This is a genomic window from Leifsonia sp. RAF41 (assembly GCF_052114085.1).
In the GTDB taxonomy this organism is placed as follows: domain Bacteria; phylum Actinomycetota; class Actinomycetes; order Actinomycetales; family Microbacteriaceae; genus Leifsonia.
In genome coordinates this window covers 1946390-1963828 of sequence record NZ_JBFREB010000001.1, presented here as the reverse complement: position 1 = coordinate 1963828, position 17439 = coordinate 1946390, and the positions used below count along the sequence as shown (strand labels likewise).

Genomic DNA, 17439 nt, shown 5'->3' with positions numbered 1-17439 from the left:
CGGCGTTCGGCTGAGCAGCCCCGGTCACTACCCATCCGCATACCCCGCGCAGTTCTGGGTCCGCGGTGCCGCCACCGCGCAACCGGCGGTCGGAGGGACGTACGCGAGCAGCGCGCCAGCCAGTGGTCCGCAGTCGGATGGGAACGGGTCGCTGTGCGCGAGATGGCACGCCGGGCACAGGTGCACGTTCAGTCCGTCGGGGCCGGTGCCGCCCATGCTGCCCGGGGCGATCTTGTGCGCCGTCCACGCCTCCACGTACCGGGGGACCGTCACCGACCCGATGCCGCACCACACACACCCGCCCACCATGAAACCCCCGGAGTTCCGGGGGTTTTTGCGTTTCCGGCCTGGTCGAAGGCGATCGTCCCGGGTCGCGGGTTCCGTCATCGGCCCCGCGGTGAAGGGGCTTCGCCGAGGAGTCCCCGACGGAAACCCTCGGCGACCGCGGCCGCGCGGTCGGCCACACCGAGTTTCGAATAGACGTTCAGCAGGTGTGTCTTTATCGTGGCCTCGCTCACGTGCAGCCGGGCACTAGCCTCGCGGTTTGTCGTGCCCTCTGCCACGAGGGCGAGGACCTGGAGCTCGCGCGGGCTCAGCAGCGCCGTCTCCGGAGCGCGCACTCGGTCGACGAGCCGCGAGGCGACCGAAGTCGCCAGCGCGCTGTGCCCCTTGGCGGCCGCGTGCACGGCGCGCACCAGTTCGTCGCGCGGCGCGTCTTTCAGCAGGTAACCGGTCGCGCCGGCTTCGATCGCCGGTAAAACGTCGGCGTCCGCATCGTAGGTCGTCAGCACGACGACCCGGCTTGGCGACCCCAGGCGCCGAAGTTCCCGGATCGCGCTCACGCCGTCGATTCCGGGCATGCGGAGATCCATCAGAACGACGTCCGGCAGGAGTGCCCGAGCGAGGCCAACGGCCTCGCCGCCGTCCCGCGCCTCACCAACCACCTCGATGTCCGGGTCGGAGGCGACCATGCCGACGATCCCATCCCGGACCACCGGGTGATCGTCGACCACGAGGAGCCGCACGGGGCTCATCCGGGCACCTCGGCCACGACGGACGTGCCCTGCCCTGGGCCGGACACGATCACCACGTGGCCGGCGAGCGCTTCGATCCGTTCGCGCATGGCGATGAGCCCGTAGCCGCCGGCGGAGAAGGACGCTGGCGGCGCGTCGGGTCGGAAGCCGCGACCGTCGTCGCGGACTTCCAGGCGCGCACAACGGTCGTTCTGCCGGAGGGTGAGGGTGACCGTGCGGGCATGCGCGTGGCGTTCGATGTTGGCGAGTGCCTCCTGGGCGGTGCGCAGAAGTGCGACCTCGACCTCTGTCGGGAGCGCGTCGGTCGCATCCCCGATCCGTACGTCGACCGGAATGCCCGTGCGGTCCGACCAGCGCCGCGCCGTCGCCGCGACCGCTTCGGGAAGCGCGGCCGCATCAAGGGCGACGGGGCGCAAGGCCTGCACGGAACGCCGTGCCTCTGCCAGCCCCTCACGGGCGAGGGTGAGGGCGGCGTCCGAATGCCGCGCTCGTGTCTTCTCGTCCGGGGCATGTTCGGCGGCCTGGAGTTGCGTCACGATTCCAGCGAAACCCTGGGCCAGCGTGTCGTGGATCTCGCGGGCCAGCCGGGATCGCTCGGCCTCGGTCGCAGCCCGATCCGATTGTCTGCGCGTGAGTCGGAGCCCCCAGGAGAGGCCGCACATGACGACGATGTTGAGCGCCACCACGATCGCCCGGCCACCGAATCCGGCCGCATCGAGCCCGAAACTCGACGCCTGGGCAAGACCGGCGACCGCAGCGGTGGCCGCGACTGCCAGGAGCTCCCATGGCCAGCGCACGAGCGAGTAGGCCATCGAGAACGTCGCGATCGTGAGGAAAGCGAACCAGCTGTCGAGTTGAACGAGCACCAGGTTGATCACGACGACACCGGTCATCAGCACCGCAATCGCGGCAGGACGGCGATACCACGGGAACCGAAGATCCCGGAACACGACCACCCATGCGCCGTAGCCGACGCAGAGCGCAAGCTCTGAGACCAGCCGAGGCTGGTCGCCCCAGCGCGTGGCGATCGCGAACGCGGCCAGAGCCGCCAGCACCAGGTAGGGCGTGACCGTGAGTACAGTCCGCCACCGCGGATCGACCATATGCAGACCTTACGCGTCCTTCGGGAAGTGCGAGCGGATGTGCGGAAGGTTGACCAGAATCGCCACCGGCAGGACCAGAGCGCCGCAGACGGCCTGCTCGATCCGCACCCAATCGGGCAGGAAGCCGGGAATGGCGACGATGACCACCACCGCGGCGACGACGATCGGACTGATGATCCGGAGGCGCACTAGTGAGGGGCGGGAGCCCCGGGCGGCGCTGCCGGCGATCAGGAGCAGGATAATCGAGCTCGCCAGCACGAGCGAGCAGCGGATCCAGATCGCAATGCCCACGGGGGTTCCCGTCGCGGTCTGGATGACGAGCACCGCCTCCATCGCAGCGCTGACCACGACGAATGCGGTGAGGAGGATCAGGATGGGACGGAGGGCGATGTGGCGTTCCGAGTCGGCACGTGCGCGGACCGCTGCGGGAATGGACGTTTCTGTCATGCGTCCAGCGTCGCGAGCGGCAACGCTCATCGGATCAACCATTCGGCCTGAGACCGTCATCGATCGGTGGATACGTTGCCCGTGGGTCGGAAGGACGGCGTTCCCACTGAATCGCGTGATGCGGCTCTTCGAAGCCGGTTGTGCACATAATTAGCTTTAGCTAAACTTTATGCATGCCCAATCTCATCCAGGCCACCCGACAGCGGCTCGGGATATCGGGTGCCGCCCTTGCCCAGCGATTGGGTGTGACTCAGGGAGCGATATCGCAACTGGAGAAGTCGGAGCGGGAAGGGACCATCCGCGTGGAGTCACTCGAGCGCGCTCTGGCAGCGATGGGTGGTCATTTCGTGTACTCGGTCGTCGAAGAGCACCCGCTCGCACGCTATGGGGCTGAAGCAGTGACCGACGAGATCAACGCGGCGCTCGACTCCGGCAGCGAGGCGTACGCCTTCCGAGTGCTCACCCGCGCCGCGCAAGTCGTGAGGGAGAGTGGCGACGAATTCGGAGAACGCGAGCTGGCGCGCCAATCGGTGATCAAGGATCGCAAATGGGAGACCCTCTTCGCGGCGCTTTACGGACAGGCCATCCCGGTCAAGGAAAAACCTGCCTGGGCGACACCTCGAAAGCTGTCCCGACCCTGGTTCGTCTCTCAGTTCGAGCCGCTCCGCGAGCGCGCTAAGACGTCGACACCTCCCGAATTGAGAGATCTCAACATCTTCATCGACGCGCGATCGTTGACACGTTCGTGAGCCGGGCTCCGCGGCTGCAACTCGATCCCGCAAAGCTCCGTGCGCTGCTCGACGAGTTGGCACGCCGGCTCCGTGCGCGGGGCGTGCAAGGCCACATCCGCATCATTGGCGGCGCCGCCATGGCTCTGCGCTTCCCTGACGATCCGTCCATCAGAGTGACCGCGGACGTCGACGCCGTCTACCTGCCGAGGCCCGAAGTCGACGAGGTGATCGCCGAGCTGGCACAGGAGCACGGCCTTGAGGTCGACTGGGTCAACTCCAGGGGAGCATCGTGGCTGCGCGTTGATCCGCCTTCTCCGGACGGCGAAGACTTCCAGATCATCGTCGCATCGGCCGAGCAACTCATTGCAATGAAGCTCGCTGCGGCTCGGGAGCAAGACCTGCACGACCTCCGTGTGCTGGCACGTCACATCGGCATCGACGATCCGCAGCAACTCGTCGATATCGCGTTCCAGGTCTACGGCGAAGACTCCATCGAACTTCCCGACTCGCGGCAGTCGTATCTGTGGCTCGCCGAAGCGGTCCTCGCCGCGCGGTGAGGGGCACGTCACCAAGCTCTCCCCGTTAGGGCGCTCCGGGGAGACTCTCGCAAGCAATTCCATCGTGGTTTCCATCGAGGCGCGCGACGTCGCCGTAGTACGGGAAGTAGTGCTCGAACCACCATTGCGCGAGCGCCCAGTTGGGGAAGTCCTTGCAGTCGACCGTGTCGCCCGGGTTCGCCGGCGGGACCGGCGCAGGAGGCGGTGGCGGGGCGTCCGACACGCAGTTCGTCTTGTACGCCTGCGCGAAGAACACACGTCCATCCTGAACGGTGCGCAGCGCGAAGGTGTGCGTCGTGTCTTCGCCGGGGTTCAGGATCGCCGAGTTCGTCGATCCTGCCGGGACGCTGAAGGTGCGGTTGCTGCTGCCATCCACATCCACGGAGACGACGACGGGGAATGGGTTTGGGTTGTAGGCGCTCAGCGTCGTCTGGCTGGGGGAGCAGGACGGGTTAAGTGAGCCGCTCAGCGGGGTGATGCAGGGCGTCAGGGACTCCACGGCTGCGCTCACCGAGTTCGGCCCGCCGAGGATGGTCAGTTGCGCCGGATTCAGTGCCTTGATGTCAGCGAGCGTCGACTGCGGCACGCACGTCCCCGGCACCACGTACAGCGGGGCGTGCACGCGCGCCGCGAAGGCGCCACCGGCCAGCGCGTCGGGGAAGTTCAGCCCGGTCGCGACGAACACCTGGTTGGCGGCGGGGAAGGTGTCGTGGTTGATCGTCTGCGACGCCTCGAACCGGTCTGTTCCTGCGAGACGGAGGACTCCGCCCGGAGCGCCCAGCCCGTTGAGCGCCTGCTCGACACCCGCGGACACCGAGTTGGGACCGCCGGCGATCGCGATGTCATCCGGGTGAAGCGACCGGATGAGATCGGCCGCGGCGGGGTCGAGAGTCGCCGCAGCCCCGGGCACCTGAAGCACGGCGCCGCCGCGGGTTCCCGCCGCAGGGCTCGCGGAGAGGGCGTCCGGGTAGTTGGCGCCGGTCGTCACGTACACCCGCGAGGCTCCGGACTCACCGAAGGCGTACTGCACGAGGGCTCGTGACACCGCATAGCGGTCGCCGCCGTCGACCCGGGTGATCTCCGGCGCGAACGTCCCGAGGCGGTTGTAGACGGCGGGCTGCACGGATGCGGTTCCGCCCACGACGACGATCTTCTGCGGCTGCAACCGCTGCAACTCCTGTTCGACGGCGGTCGGGACAGCTGTCGGCGTGACGAGCAGCACCGGGCCGCCCGCCTTTGCTGCCGCCGGGCCAGCGGCCAGCGCGTCCGGGTAGTCGGTGCCCTTGGCGATGTAGACGACGGGGACGCCGGTCGGGAAGTTCTTCGAGACATTGACGGCTACCTGATACCGGTCGGATCCGGCGATCCGGCTGACGGCCAGTCCCGAGGGTGTCGGCGCGGATGCCGTGCCCTTCTGTGGGGCGGTGACCACCGTCGCGCCGCAGGAGCCCCCGAGCAGCCCGTCCAGGGATGCGCGCTCGGTCGGGTCGACGGTCAGGTTCCAACGGAACTTCACGAGCACCCAGTCCACCGCGTACTGGCAGTGAGCCGAAGCAAGCGGCGGGAGCCAGTGCGCCACGTCGTCGTCGCTCTTCGACTGGTTGACGTTGTCGGTCACAGCCACCAAGGTCAGGTCGTATCCGAGATCGTTGGCGTAGTCGCGACGCTGGTCCGCTGTCCACGTCGCGGCTCCGGATCGCCAGGTCTCGGCCAGCGGGACGAAGTGGTCGATGTCCACGTCGGAGGCGTTGGTCCACGTGGCGCCGTCGTACCACGACGTCCACTGGCCGGTGGAGACGGTGCAGCCGTTCCCGAATGCGACGGGGACGGCGGACTCCTCTTGAAGGACCTCCGACCGGGTGTCGCAGCCATCGCTGTCGGCGTCGATCCAGTGCTCGAACAGGGAGCGGTCGTAGGTCGCCGTCTGGTCGGCGGAAACCGTCAGGGCGTCCAGCACCGCGGATGCGGTGGTGCTGTCGCCGGGTGCGACAGCGGTCACCGCTGCAGCGGCCGGGGCGGCCGGCAGTACAGGCCCTGCCAGAAGCGCGCCGACAGTGGCGAGGGCAGCGGACAGGGGAATCCAGAGACGCATGAGCGAACCTTTCGGGTGAGGTCTCTTTGACCTTTGCATGTCCTATGAACGCGCCAGCATCCCCCGTGCGGGGGAGGCCGGTGGTGGGTGTTCGCACAGCGAAGCGAGGCCGTCCCGCGCACCCGACTAGAGTTGGAGGGTTCTCTGACGACCCACGAAATAAGGAGTGGACAGGTGGCCGACGGCTTCGAGCTCTTCACCGACCGTTCCGTTGTCGCGATGCGCGTCAACGGCGAGCTGAAGGACCTCGCGACGACCGTCACGACCACGGACACCGTGGAACCGGTCACCATCGACTCGCCCGACGGCCTCAGCATCCTGCGCCACTCCACCGCGCACGTGCTCGCACAGGCGGTGCAGGCGGTGAACCCCGAGGCGAAGCTGGGCATCGGGCCGCCGATCACCGACGGCTTCTACTACGACTTCGATGTGCTCGACTCCTTCACTCCGGAAGATCTGAAGGCGCTCGAGAAAGAGATGTCGCGCATCGAGCGAGCGGGCCAGCGGTTCGTCCGCCGGGTCGTCACCGACGACGAGGCGCGCGCCGAGCTCGCGGGCGAGCCGTACAAGCTGGAGCTGATCGGCCTGAAGGGCGGCGTCCAGCACGGCGACACCGCCGCGTTCGACGAGAGTGAGAGCGTCGAGGTCGGGTCGGGCGAGCTGACCATCTACGACAACGTCGACCCGAAGACGGGCGAGACCGTCTGGAAAGACCTCTGCCGCGGTCCCCACCTGCCGAACACTCGCATGATCGGCAACGGCTGGGCCCTCACCCGCGTCGCTGCGGCGTACTGGCGCGGCAACGAGAAGAACAAGCAGCTGCAGCGCATCTACGGCACCGCGTGGCCGAGTAAGGACGAACTGCGCGCCTACCAGACGCGCATGGAGGAGGCCGCCAAGCGCGACCACCGCAAGCTCGGCGCGGAGATGGACCTCTTCTCCTTCCCGGAGGAGATTGGCTCGGGACTGGCGGTGTTCCACCCCAAGGGCGGAATCATCCGCAACGAGATCGAGAACTACATGCGCGAGCGCCTCATCGCGAACGACTACGAGCTCGTCAACACCCCGCACATCACCAAGGCGCACCTCTTCGAGACCAGTCAGCACCTCAACTGGTACAAGGAGGGCATGTTCCCGCCCATGCACCTCGATGAGGAGCAGGACGCTGACGGCAACATCACCCGGCAGGGGCAGGACTACTACCTCAAGCCGATGAACTGCCCGATGCACAACCTGATCTACCGGGCGCGCGGACGCAGCTACCGCGAACTCCCGCTTCGCCTTGCAGAATTCGGGACCGTGTACCGGTACGAGAAGTCGGGCACGCTCGCCGGTCTGACCCGCGTGCGCGGCCTGACCCAGGACGACGCGCACATCTACGTCACCGAGGAGCAGATCAAGGACGAGGTCACCCGGCAGCTCGAGTTCGTCCTCGAGACGCTGCGCGGCTACGGCCTGACCGACTTCTACCTGGAGCTGTCGACCAAGGACCCGGACAAGTACGTCGGAAGCGACGAGAGCTGGGAGACCGCCACCGAGACCCTTCGCCAAGTCGCAGTGGAGTCCGGGCTGGAGCTCGTGGATGATCCGGGCGGCGCCGCGTTCTACGGCCCGAAGATCTCGGTGCAGGCCCGCGACGCCATCGGGCGCACCTGGCAGCTGTCGACGGTCCAGCTGGACTTCAACCAGCCGGAGCTGTTCGAGCTGGAGTACAACGCGGCCGACGGCACACGCAAACAGCCTGCGATGATCCACCGCGCACTGCTCGGTTCTATCGAGCGGTTCTTCGCGATCCTGCTGGAGCACTACGCGGGGGCGTTCCCGGTGTGGCTGTCGCCGGTCCAGGTGGTCGGTATCCCGGTCGCCGACCAGTACGCGCCGTTCCTCGACGACGTGATCTCGCGTCTGCGCGCCCGCGGCGTTCGCGCGGAGGTCGACCACTCGGACGACCGCATGCAGAAGAAGATCCGCACCCACACGAAGGCCAAAGTACCGTTCCAGCTGATCGTGGGCGAAGAGGATGCCTCGGCCGGCACGGTCAGCTTCCGCTTCCGCGACGGCACACAGAGCAACGGAGTGACGGTCGACGACGCGATCGAACGGATCGTCGAGAGCATCCGCGCGCACGAGTTGGTCAATACGGCATGGCACGACTGAACCTGGGTTCGCACGACGGGGCGTCCGACGCGGGTGAGCCCGTCCGCGTCGACGACCCGTCCTACCTGGTGGGCGTCCCGGATGAGTTCCAGCGCCTCTGGACTCCGCACCGGATGGTCTACATCCAGAACGGACAGCAGCCCAACAAAGACGACTGCCCGTTTTGCATCGCCCCGACTCTGAGCGACGAGGATGCGCTGATCGTCGCGCGCGGGGAGCACGCGTACGCGCTGCTCAACCTGTTCCCGTACAACAGCGGTCACCTGCTGGTCTGCCCGTATCGTCACATCGCCCTATACGACGAGGCGACGCCGGAGGAGGTCGCCGAGATCGGCAGCATCACCCAGACGGCGATGCGCGTCATCCGCGAGGTGTCGAAGAACGACGGGTTCAACATCGGCATGAATCAGGGGGTCGTCGCCGGCGCCGGAATCGCGGCGCACCTGCACCAGCACATCGTCCCGCGCTGGGCCCAGGATGCGAACTTCTTCCCGATCATCGCCAGGACGAAGGCGCTGCCGCAGCTGCTGGGCGACGTCCGCGAGACGATCGCCAACGCCTGGCCTCAGGACGCCTGACCCGACCGCCAAGCCCACCAGTGGTGTCTGCTGCCTCACGGAACAATTGCGCCTCGGCGCCGCACCGCAGACGTTCCGAAAGGGCGCAGTCGTTTGCGGGCGGGAGGCCCTCAGCGGACCTGACGCACGGGGAACTGCTCGCGCGGGTGCGCGTACGACTCCTGCGACTCGACGAGCTGCAGCTCCCGCTCGCCGGACTCGAGCGTGCGGGTGAGGAGGTCGAACACGCTCGACACCGTCTTGCGAAGCGCGAGCTCGGCATCCCCGGTTCGGACGTAGTGCGCGGTGAACAGCGCAGCCGTGACGTCTCCCGAGCCGTTGGCCTTCATCGGGAGCCGCGGGGTCTGGACGATCCACGCGCCGGCGTCGTCGACGGCCAGCATCTCGATCGTGTCGGCCGGCGCATCGGGACGCTCGACACTGGTCACGAGAACCGTCCGCGGACCCATCGCGCGAGCCGCATCCACCGACTCCAGCGTGGACTCGAGGGTGTCCGGGGAGGTCTCGGTCAGGAAGCCGAGCTCGAACTGGTTCGGCGTGATGATGTCGGCGACCGGCACCACGCGCTCGCGCAGCAGCACCGGGATGGCGGGCGCGACGAAGCAGCCGGACTTCGCGTTGCCCATCACCGGGTCGCAGGCGTAGACGGCGTCCGGGTTGGCGGCCTTCACCCGCGCGACGGCGTCGATGATGACGTCGCCGATGCCCTCACCGCCCTGGTAGCCGGAGAGGACCGCATCCACCTGACCGAGCACACCGCGCTCTTCGATGCCGGTGATGACGTCGCGGACGTCGTCGGGCGAGATCAGGGGACCGCGCCAGGCGCCGTAGCCGGTGTGGTTGGAGAAGTTCACCGTGTAGACGGGGAGCACCTCGACGCCGATGCGCTGGAGCGGGAAGACGGCGGCGGAGTTGCCGACGTGACCGTAGGCGACCGCGGACTGGATCGAGAGGATCTTCATCCCCCGATCCTCTCACCTCGATCGGCGGTCACTTCGCGGCGTCGGCCAGATCGTCGAGGAGTCGTTCCGTCTCGTCCTCGGTGAGATCGTGGACGGTCAGCCGCAGATGGTGGGAGGCGGATGGATGCTCGCCCAGCACGAACTCGTCGCCGGTGCGGGCGAGCCAGCCGCGTCGCGTCAGCCGGTCGGCGACAACCTTCGCCTCGACTCGCAGGTCGACCCAGAGGTTGAGGCCGTCGCCTGCCTCCGTCGGGAGCCCGCGCTCGGTCAGCCGCGCCGCGAAGGCGCGGTTGCGCTCGGCGTAGTGGCGTCCGGCAGCGGCGACCTCACGCAGCGCCGCATCGTCCGTGAGCTGCGCCAGCACGAGGCGCTGCAGGATGTGGCTCACCCACGTCGTGCCCGGACTGAGCCGGAATGAGAGCCGCTCGGCGGTCTCCGGGTCCGTGGCGGCGACCGCGAGACACATGTCCGGCCCGAGTGACTTCGACACCGACCGGACGAGGGCGTAGCGGCGGTGGTCCGGGCCGATGAGCGTCTCGTAGGGGCGCTGCGAGAGCATCGAGAAGTGGTCGTCCTCGATGACCAGCACATACGGATGATCGGCGAGCACTGCGCGCAGGGCGGCGGCCCGGGCGGGGGACAGCGTGGCTCCGGTCGGATTCTGGGCGCGCGGCGTGCAGATGATGGCGCGGACGCCGGCGTCGAGCGCGGCGCGCAAGCCCTCGACGGTCATGCCCTCCGCATCCACCGCCACCGGGATGGCTCGGTAGCCGCCCAGCCGCACGGTGTGGATGCTCGCGAGGAAGCACGGGTCCTCCAGCGCGACCGCATCGTCGCGAAGCAGGGCTTGCGCGAGCAGCCGCTCGACCGCATCCACCGCTCCGTTCGTCACCGTGATGCGGATCGGGCGGTCGGGGAGGTCGTCGCCGACCCAGGCGAGGGCACGTTCTTCGAGCGCCGGGTCGATCACCGGCTCGCCGTAGAGCACCGGGCGCCCGATCGCTCCGGCCAGTGCCGTGGTCAGGTCCGGGATGCGGCCGGGGTCGGGATTGCCGGTACCGATGTCGCGCAGCACGCTGTCGGCGGCGTAGCCCTCCTGCGCGACCGCGGCGAGGCCGGCGACGACGGTCCCGGCACGGCCGCGGGCCGTGACGACCCCGGCCTGGGCGAGCAGGCGGTAGGCGGCGACGGCGGTGTTCCGGTTCACGCCGAGCTGGGCGGCGAGTTCGCGCACCGGAGGAAGGGGGTCGCCGGTGCGGAGCGCGCCGCGCTCATGCAGTGCGCGTACGCTCGCGGCGATCTCGGACGCGGTGGCGCCCGTGATGGTGTGGTCCATGTCCCTCCCGACGCCTGCGAGTCTATCGACAGCGGACCAGGATGCTATCGTTCGGCATAGGCCAAAACAATCTTTGTACTGCACGAGAGGGCGATCATGACTGACAGCGAACAGGGCACCGCGATCGGATCGAGCCGCGTCAAGCGCGGGCTCGCCGAAATGCTGAAGGGCGGCGTCATCATGGACGTCGTCACGCCCCAGCAGGCCCGCATCGCCGAAGACGCCGGCGCCGTCGCCGTGATGGCGCTCGAGCGCGTTCCCGCCGACATCCGCTCGCAGGGCGGTGTCGCCCGCATGAGCGACCCCGACCTCATCGAGGCGATCATCGCCGAAGTCTCGATCCCCGTCATGGCGAAGGCCCGCATCGGCCACTTCGTCGAAGCGCAGGTGCTGCAGGCGCTGGATGTCGACTACATCGACGAGTCCGAGGTGCTGTCGCCCGCCGACTACGTGAACCACATCGACAAGTGGAACTTCACTGTCCCCTTCGTCTGCGGCGCCACCAACCTCGGCGAGGCGCTCCGTCGCATCACCGAGGGCGCCGCGATGATCCGTTCCAAAGGCGAGGCCGGCACCGGCGACGTCTCCGAGGCGACCAAGCACATCCGCACGATCACGTCGGAGATCAACTCCCTGCGTTCGATGGCCAAGGACGAACTGTACGTCGCCGCCAAGGAGCTGCAGGCGCCGTACGAGCTGGTCCGCGAGATCGCCGACACCGGCAAGCTCCCGGTGGTGCTGTTCACCGCGGGCGGCGTCGCCACTCCGGCTGACGCGGCGATGATGATGCAGCTGGGTTCCGACGGCGTGTTCGTCGGCTCGGGCATTTTCAAGTCCGGCAACCCGGAGCAGCGTGCGGCCGCGATCGTGAAGGCCACCACCTTCTACGACGACCCGTCGGTCATCGCTGAGGTGTCGCGCGGTCTCGGCGAGGCGATGGTCGGCATCAACGTGTCAGACCTCCCGGCGCCGCACCGCCTGGCCGAGCGTGGCTGGTAGGGCACAGAAGGTCGGCGTCCTCGCCCTGCAGGGCGACTTCCGCGAGCACCTCGCGGTCCTGCGGGGGCTGGGCACCGACGCTGTTCCGGTGCGCCGTCCGGCCGAGTTGGAGGAGATCGGCGGCCTGGTCATCCCGGGTGGCGAGTCGAGCGTCATGGACAAGCTGTCCCGATCGTTCGGGCTGGCCGAGCCGTTGCGGGCGGCCATCGCCGGCGGGCTGCCGGTCTACGGCACGTGCGCCGGCCTGATCATGCTCGCCGACCGCATCATCGACGGCATCGCCGGGCAGCAGACCCTGGGCGGTCTGGATGTGGCGGTGCGGCGCAATGCGTTCGGCTCGCAGCTGGACTCGTTCGAGACCGACCTTCACATCCCGGCGGTCGGCGACGCGCCCATGCACGCGGTGTTCATCCGCGCGCCCATCGTCGAAGAGGTGGGTGGCGGGGCTACCCCGCTCGCACAGGTGGCAGACGGGCGCGTGGTGGCGGTGGAGCAGGGCAACCTGCTCGGCACGTCGTTCCATCCCGAGATCACCGGCGACACGCGGTTCCACGAGTACTTCCTCGCCAAGGTGCGCGCCGCGGGCTGACCGCCATGGTGCACCGCGTGTGTTGCCCCCTATGATCGCGGCGTGACCCTTGTCGCCCAGGCCGCCGCCGCATCCTCGTCCCGGATTCCGCGTGGCTGAGCGCCCGCCGTTCCGTGTCCCCGTCGGCACCGCCGCCAACCCCGTCCTGGAGCGGGACGAACTCGACCGGCTGCTCGCGCTGGGTAACTCCGAGGAGCGGGCCGAGGGCGACGTGCTGTTCCAGGCGGGCGACGAGCACCTCGACTTCTTCGTCATGGAGTCCGGACAGGTCGACATCATCCGCGAGGCGACGTCCGATTCGCCCGCGCGGACGGTGGCGCAATGGCATGCGGGGGAGTTCCTGGGCGAGATGAGCATGCTGAGCGGTCAGCGGTCGCTGCTGACGGCGGTGATGACCGAAGCCGGGCGGGTGCGCCGCATCCCGAACGCCGCCTTCAAGCAGGTGATGGCGACCGACGGTGCCCTGTCGGAGGCTCTGCTCGACGCGTTCCGAGCTCGCCGCCGCCTGTTGATGGCCGCTGCCGACAGGGCCGTGGAGATCGTCGGCGACGAGGCGTCGGGCGCATCGCTCGCCCTCCGCCGGTACGCGGCGCGGATGGAGTTGCCGCACCGCTGGATTGACGCCTCCACCGAAGCCGGCCGCCGGCTCCTCGAGAGCACTGGTCACGGCGAGGGCGACCTCCCCCTGGTGATCACGCGGGGCACGGCGTTGCCCTCCGCAACGCCCCTGGCTCTCGCGGAGGCGGTCGGCCTCGCCTACCGGTACCGCGATGGGGATCGTTTCGACCTGGTCGTGGTCGGGGCGGGGCCCGCGGGCCTGGCGGCGGGCATCTACGGCGCCTCCGAGGGGCTGTCGACCCTGGTGGTGGATGCCCTGGCTCCGGGGGGCCAGGCGGCGGCGAGCTCCCGGATCGAGAACTATCTGGGCTTTCCGGCCGGCGTCTCCGGGGCCGAACTGACCGAGCTCGGGCTTGTCCAAGCGCTCAAGTTCGGGGTTCGGGTGTCGGCGCCGACCCAGATCAGCGAACTGACGCGCACCGCGGACGGGCTCAGACTCCGGCTCGCCGAAGGCGACGACCTGATTGCCCGGGCGGTGGTGATCGCGACCGGTGCACGCTACCGTCGCCTGCCGCTCGACCGCTGGGCGGACTTCGAAGGCGGCAGCATCTTCTTCGCCACCACCGATTTGGAGGCGCGAGCCGTCGACCGGCGACCCGCCGTGGTGGTCGGGGGCGCCAACTCGGCCGGACAGGCCGCGCTGTACCTGGCGGGGCTCGGGAGCGAAGTGAGCCTCGTCGTCCGCGGCCCGGCCATCGAGGCCAAGATGTCGGCGTACCTGGTCGAGCGGGTGACGTCGCACGCGCGCATCCGCGTCCACACCTCCTCCGATGTGACGGCGCTGCACGGGGATACGCAGCTGGACGGGGTCACCCTCGCTTCCTCCGGCGTCGAGACGGTCGTGCCCGCGGCCGCGCTGTTCTGCTTCGTCGGGGCGCAACCGCAGGCCGACTGGCTGACCGGCGTCGCCGTCGACGCGAGCGGCTTCCTGCTGACCGACGTCGACGTGCCTGCCGGGGAGGACGACGTTCGGCGACCGTTCCCGTACGAGACGAGCATCCCCGGGGTGTTCGCCGCGGGGGATGTTCGGCACGGGTCGATGAAACGCATCGCGGCCGCCGTCGGCGAGGGCGCCAGCGCCGTCTCGTCCGTGCATCGCGCGCTGGCGGCGCGCTGACCCGTTCCGCAGACCGGATCACGCGGAGCCGAGGCATTACTATGGTCAGGTTCGAAACGTAATCCGAGGGAGCACCAGTGTCCGGGCATTCCAAGTGGGCGACGACCAAGCACAAGAAGGCGGTCATCGACTCCCGCCGCGCGAAGTCCTTCGCCAAGCTCATCAAGAACATCGAGGTCGCGGCGAAGACCGGCGGCGCCGACATGTCCGGCAACCCGACGCTCGTCGATGCGGTGCAGAAGGCCAAGAAGACCTCCGTCCCGAACGACAACATCGACCGCGCGATCAAGCGCGGTGCCGGCCTCACCGGTGAGTCGATCGACTACACGACGATCATGTACGAGGGCTACGGTCCGGGCGGTGTCGCCCTGCTGATCGAGTGCCTCACCGAGAACAAGAACCGCGCGGCGGCCGAGGTCCGCACGGCCATGACGCGCAACGGCGGCACCATGGCCGACCCGGGTAGCGTCGCCTACAACTTCCACCGCAAGGGCGTCATCCTGGTCCCGCACGCCGACGGGGTGGATGAGGACACCGTGCTCGCCGCCGTGCTCGACGCCGGCGCCGAAGATGTGACCGACCGCGGTGAGAGCTTCGAGGTGCTGACCGAGGCCTCCGACCTCGTCGCCGCGCGCACCGCGCTGCAGGAGGCCGGAATCGACTACGACTCGGCCGACGCGGAGTTCGTCGCCACGGTCAACGTCGACGCCGACGCCGAGGTCGCCCGCAAGGTCTTCCGCCTGATCGACGCGCTCGAAGACTCGGACGACGTGCAGAACGTCTACACGAACCTCGACATCAGCCCCGAGGTGCAGGCGCAGCTCGACGACGACGACGAGTAGGACGCGACCGTGACGATCCGGGTGCTCGGCATCGACCCGGGTCTGACGCGCTGCGGCGTGGGGATCGTGGATGTGCGTCCCGACCGCCGAGCGACCCTCGTCGACGTCACCGTGATCCGGACGCCTCCCGGTATGCCCCTCGAGGAACGCCTCCTCGCCGTCGGCAACGGAATCGAGGAACTGCTCGAGCTGCACCGCCCCGCGGTCGTCGCGATCGAGCGCGTCTTCGCGCAGCACAATCTCCGCACCGTCATGGGGACGGCCCAGGTGAGCGGCGTCGCTCTGCATTCCGCAGCGAAGCGCGGTCTGCCCGTCGGGCTGCACACCCCGAGCGAGGTGAAGGCCGCGGTCACGGGATACGGCTCCGCCGACAAGAAGCAGGTGCAGGTCATGGTCGCCCGCATCCTCGGGCTCGCCGAGGTGCCGAAGCCGGCCGACGCGGCAGACGCCCTGGCCATCGCGATCTGCCACGCGTGGCGTGGCGGCCCGGTCGCGGCGGACGCCGGCGGCGCGAGCGGCACGGCGCTCACGCCGGCGCAGGCGGCGTGGCGCGCCGCGGAGCGCTCCGGTCGGGCGTCGGCGGCTCCCCGTAGGCTGGCACAGTGATCTCCTCCCTCCGCGGTACCGTGCTCTCGGCGAGCGGCGGCACCGCCGTCATCGAGGTGGGCGGCGTCGGCTTCGCCGTGCAGCTCACGCCCGACCACGTGCTTTCCCTCCGCGTCGGAGACGAGGCGTTCCTCTACACCGCGTTGATCGTCCGTGAAGATGCGCTTCAGCTGTTCGGGTTCTCCGACCGCGAGCAGCTGGAGGTGTTCGACCTGCTCACCGGCGTCTCGGGCGTCGGGCCGAAGTCGGCGATCGGTGTGCTCTCCGTGCTGTCGCCGGATGACATCGCGGGCGCCGTCGCCGCTGACGACGACGCGCCGTTCCGGAAAGTGTCCGGAATCGGGCCGAAAACGGCCAAGCTCATCGTCGTGTCCCTGACCGGCAAGCTCGCCGCAGTGCGGCGCCCTGCGCCCGTCGCCCAGACCGCGGGGAAGCCGTCCTCGGTCGCCGACAGCGTGCTGGTGGCGCTCGTCGGGCTCGGCTGGCAGGAGCGCACTGCGTCCGAGGCCATCGCCGACGTGATCGCTGACACCGCCGAGACGGAGCGCGACAGTGTCCAGACGCTGCTGCGGCTGACCCTCGCGCGCCTCGGGCCTGCGCAGGTGACGCGGTGAGCGATGACGACCTGACCACCCCCGAGCTCGAGTCGGAGTCCGAGCTCGCTTTCGAGGGCGCCCTGCGTCCGCGGAGCCTCGCGGAGTTCGTCGGGCAGTCGAAGGTCCGCGGCCAGCTGCAGCTCTTGCTGACCGCGGCGCGGATGCAGGAGCGGACAGCCGACCACATCCTGCTCGCCGGCCCTCCCGGGCTCGGGAAGACGACGCTCGCGATGATCGTCGCGCACGAGAGCGAGCGGCCGCTCCGGCTGTCGAGCGGACCGGCGATCCAGCACGCGGGCGACCTCGCGGCGCTCCTGTCGTCCCTCACGCCCGGCGAGGTGCTGTTCATCGACGAGATCCACCGCATGGCGCGGTCCGCGGAGGAGATGCTGTACCTCGCGATGGAAGACTTCCGCATCGACATCATGGTCGGCAAGGGAGCGGGCGCCACGTCGATCCCGCTCGACCTGGCACCCTTCACGCTGGTGGGCGCGACGACGCGTTCGGGGCTGCTGCCCAATCCACTGCGCGACCGCTTCGGTTTCACCGCCCACCTGGAGTTCTACGACGAGGCCGAGCTCACGCAGGTGCTGACGCGGGCCGCGACCATGCTCGATTTCGAGGTCGACCGGGAGGCGCTGGCCGAGATCGCCGGACGCTGCCGCGGTACCCCGCGCATCGCGAACCGCCTGCTGCGCCGGGTGCGCGACTATGCGCTCGTGCACGGCGGACGAGCGGACGTGGCCGCGGTGCGCGCCGCCCTCGAGCTGTACGACGTCGACGCGCTCGGCCTCGACCGACTCGACCGTGCCGTGCTGCAGATCATCCTCGAGCGCTTCGACGGGGGACCGGTGGGTCTCAACACCCTTGCAGTGTCCGTCGGCGAAGAAGCGGAGACGATCGAGTCGGTCGTCGAGCCGTTCCTGGTGCGCATCGGATTGCTCACGCGCACGCCGCGCGGGCGCATGGCGACGGCCGCCGCATGGCGGCACCTGGGGATCCCCAGCCGGAAGCTGGATTCCTCCCAGCCTCCGACGCTGGTGGATGACATATAATCCAAGCTGGCCGTTCGGCC

Annotated in this window: 18 protein-coding genes; 11 read left to right on the top strand and 7 right to left on the bottom strand. The window is 69.0% G+C overall.

Annotation, left to right across the window (positions count from 1 at the left end; genetic code table 11):
• Positions 1–27: 27 nt before the first annotated feature.
• From AB4Y74_RS09460 to AB4Y74_RS09445, 4 genes are all read right to left on the bottom strand, one after another.
• Positions 28–273: a hypothetical protein gene (locus tag AB4Y74_RS09460; protein ID WP_441798837.1), complete on the bottom strand. Its 246-nt coding sequence runs from the start codon at positions 271–273 to the stop codon at positions 28–30.
• 110 nt (positions 274–383) lie between these two features.
• Positions 384–1034 (bottom strand): response regulator, encoded by a 651-nt coding sequence (locus AB4Y74_RS09455; protein ID WP_441798836.1) that lies wholly within the window; start codon positions 1032–1034, stop codon positions 384–386.
• Entirely contained in the window at positions 1031–2137 is a 1107-nt protein-coding gene (locus tag AB4Y74_RS09450) for a sensor histidine kinase (protein ID WP_441798835.1), read from the bottom strand. Before AB4Y74_RS09450 ends, AB4Y74_RS09455 begins: the two co-directional genes overlap by 4 nt.
• A gap of 9 nt (positions 2138–2146) precedes the next feature.
• On the bottom strand, positions 2147–2584 hold the full coding sequence (locus AB4Y74_RS09445; protein WP_441798834.1) for a hypothetical protein: 438 nt from the start codon (positions 2582–2584) through the stop codon (positions 2147–2149).
• A gap of 173 nt (positions 2585–2757) precedes the next feature.
• On the opposite strand from AB4Y74_RS09445, the gene AB4Y74_RS09440 reads away from it, so the two are divergent.
• Positions 2758–3333 carry a helix-turn-helix domain-containing protein gene (locus AB4Y74_RS09440; RefSeq protein ID WP_441798833.1) on the top strand — a complete coding sequence of 192 codons (576 nt, stop codon included), beginning with the start codon at positions 2758–2760 and terminating at the stop codon, positions 3331–3333.
• Entirely contained in the window at positions 3330–3872 is a 543-nt protein-coding gene (locus tag AB4Y74_RS09435; protein ID WP_441798832.1) for a nucleotidyl transferase AbiEii/AbiGii toxin family protein, read from the top strand. Before AB4Y74_RS09440 ends, AB4Y74_RS09435 begins: the two co-directional genes overlap by 4 nt.
• A 25-nt stretch (positions 3873–3897) precedes the next feature.
• On the opposite strand, the gene AB4Y74_RS09430 is transcribed toward AB4Y74_RS09435, so the two are convergent.
• A complete protein-coding gene (locus tag AB4Y74_RS09430; protein WP_441798831.1) occupies positions 3898–5964 on the bottom strand; it encodes a cell wall-binding repeat-containing protein in 2067 nt (688 codons plus the stop codon).
• 174 nt (positions 5965–6138) lie between these two features.
• On the opposite strand from AB4Y74_RS09430, the gene thrS reads away from it, so the two are divergent.
• The gene (gene thrS / locus AB4Y74_RS09425; RefSeq protein WP_441798830.1) at positions 6139–8121 is read left to right on the top strand and encodes a threonine--tRNA ligase; all 1983 of its coding nucleotides are present in this window, start codon (positions 6139–6141) and stop codon (positions 8119–8121) included.
• On the top strand, positions 8109–8699 hold the full coding sequence (locus tag AB4Y74_RS09420) for an HIT family protein (protein ID WP_441798829.1): 591 nt from the start codon (positions 8109–8111) through the stop codon (positions 8697–8699). The genes thrS and AB4Y74_RS09420 overlap by 13 nt, the downstream gene beginning before the upstream one ends.
• Before the next feature lie 110 nt (positions 8700–8809).
• On the opposite strand, the gene pdxY is transcribed toward AB4Y74_RS09420, so the two are convergent.
• Together pdxY and AB4Y74_RS09410 are read right to left on the bottom strand one after the other, a co-directional pair.
• Positions 8810–9661: a pyridoxal kinase PdxY gene (gene pdxY, locus AB4Y74_RS09415; protein WP_441798828.1), complete on the bottom strand. Its 852-nt coding sequence runs from the start codon at positions 9659–9661 to the stop codon at positions 8810–8812.
• 28 nt (positions 9662–9689) lie between these two features.
• Positions 9690–10997, bottom strand: coding sequence for an aminotransferase class I/II-fold pyridoxal phosphate-dependent enzyme (locus AB4Y74_RS09410; protein WP_441798827.1), 1308 nt, complete (start codon positions 10995–10997; stop codon positions 9690–9692).
• Positions 10998–11093: 96 nt separating this feature from the next.
• Here AB4Y74_RS09410 and pdxS point away from each other — a divergent pair, with 96 nt between their 5' ends.
• The 7 genes from pdxS to ruvB all read left to right on the top strand — a co-directional run bounded on the left by pdxS (position 11094) and on the right by ruvB (position 17419).
• Positions 11094–11996, top strand: coding sequence for a pyridoxal 5'-phosphate synthase lyase subunit PdxS (pdxS, locus tag AB4Y74_RS09405; RefSeq protein WP_441798826.1), 903 nt, complete (start codon positions 11094–11096; stop codon positions 11994–11996).
• Positions 11986–12585, top strand: coding sequence for a pyridoxal 5'-phosphate synthase glutaminase subunit PdxT (pdxT, locus tag AB4Y74_RS09400; protein WP_441798825.1), 600 nt, complete (start codon positions 11986–11988; stop codon positions 12583–12585). Before pdxS ends, pdxT begins: the two co-directional genes overlap by 11 nt.
• 91 nt (positions 12586–12676) lie before the next feature.
• A complete protein-coding gene (locus AB4Y74_RS09395; RefSeq protein ID WP_441798824.1) occupies positions 12677–14320 on the top strand; it encodes an FAD-dependent oxidoreductase in 1644 nt (547 codons plus the stop codon).
• A gap of 77 nt (positions 14321–14397) precedes the next feature.
• A complete protein-coding gene (locus AB4Y74_RS09390) occupies positions 14398–15162 on the top strand; it encodes a YebC/PmpR family DNA-binding transcriptional regulator (protein WP_441798823.1) in 765 nt (254 codons plus the stop codon).
• Positions 15163–15177: 15 nt separating this feature from the next.
• The gene (gene ruvC / locus AB4Y74_RS09385) at positions 15178–15768 is read left to right on the top strand and encodes a crossover junction endodeoxyribonuclease RuvC (protein ID WP_441800426.1); all 591 of its coding nucleotides are present in this window, start codon (positions 15178–15180) and stop codon (positions 15766–15768) included.
• Entirely contained in the window at positions 15765–16382 is a 618-nt protein-coding gene (gene ruvA, locus AB4Y74_RS09380) for a Holliday junction branch migration protein RuvA (RefSeq protein WP_441798822.1), read from the top strand. Before ruvC ends, ruvA begins: the two co-directional genes overlap by 4 nt.
• Entirely contained in the window at positions 16379–17419 is a 1041-nt protein-coding gene (ruvB, locus tag AB4Y74_RS09375) for a Holliday junction branch migration DNA helicase RuvB (protein WP_441798821.1), read from the top strand. The genes ruvA and ruvB overlap by 4 nt, the downstream gene beginning before the upstream one ends.
• The last annotated feature ends 20 nt before the right edge of the window (positions 17420–17439 follow it).

What these genes read in the sequence shown, in the direction of transcription:
- AB4Y74_RS09455 (WP_441798836.1), bottom strand. Translation starts at nt 1,034, where the DNA reads ATGAGCCCCGTGCGGCTCCTCGTGGTCGACGATCACCCGGTGGTCCGG.
- AB4Y74_RS09450 (WP_441798835.1), bottom strand. Translation starts at nt 2,137, where the DNA reads ATGGTCGATCCGCGGTGGCGGACTGTACTCACGGTCACGCCCTACCTG.
- AB4Y74_RS09445 (WP_441798834.1), bottom strand. Translation starts at nt 2,584, where the DNA reads ATGACAGAAACGTCCATTCCCGCAGCGGTCCGCGCACGTGCCGACTCG.
- AB4Y74_RS09440 (WP_441798833.1), top strand. Translation starts at nt 2,758, where the DNA reads ATGCCCAATCTCATCCAGGCCACCCGACAGCGGCTCGGGATATCGGGT.
- AB4Y74_RS09430 (WP_441798831.1), bottom strand. Translation starts at nt 5,964, where the DNA reads ATGCGTCTCTGGATTCCCCTGTCCGCTGCCCTCGCCACTGTCGGCGCG.
- AB4Y74_RS09420 (WP_441798829.1), top strand. Translation starts at nt 8,109, where the DNA reads ATGGCACGACTGAACCTGGGTTCGCACGACGGGGCGTCCGACGCGGGT.
- pdxY (WP_441798828.1), bottom strand. Translation starts at nt 9,661, where the DNA reads ATGAAGATCCTCTCGATCCAGTCCGCGGTCGCCTACGGTCACGTCGGC.
- AB4Y74_RS09410 (WP_441798827.1), bottom strand. Translation starts at nt 10,997, where the DNA reads ATGGACCACACCATCACGGGCGCCACCGCGTCCGAGATCGCCGCGAGC.
- pdxS (WP_441798826.1), top strand. Translation starts at nt 11,094, where the DNA reads ATGACTGACAGCGAACAGGGCACCGCGATCGGATCGAGCCGCGTCAAG.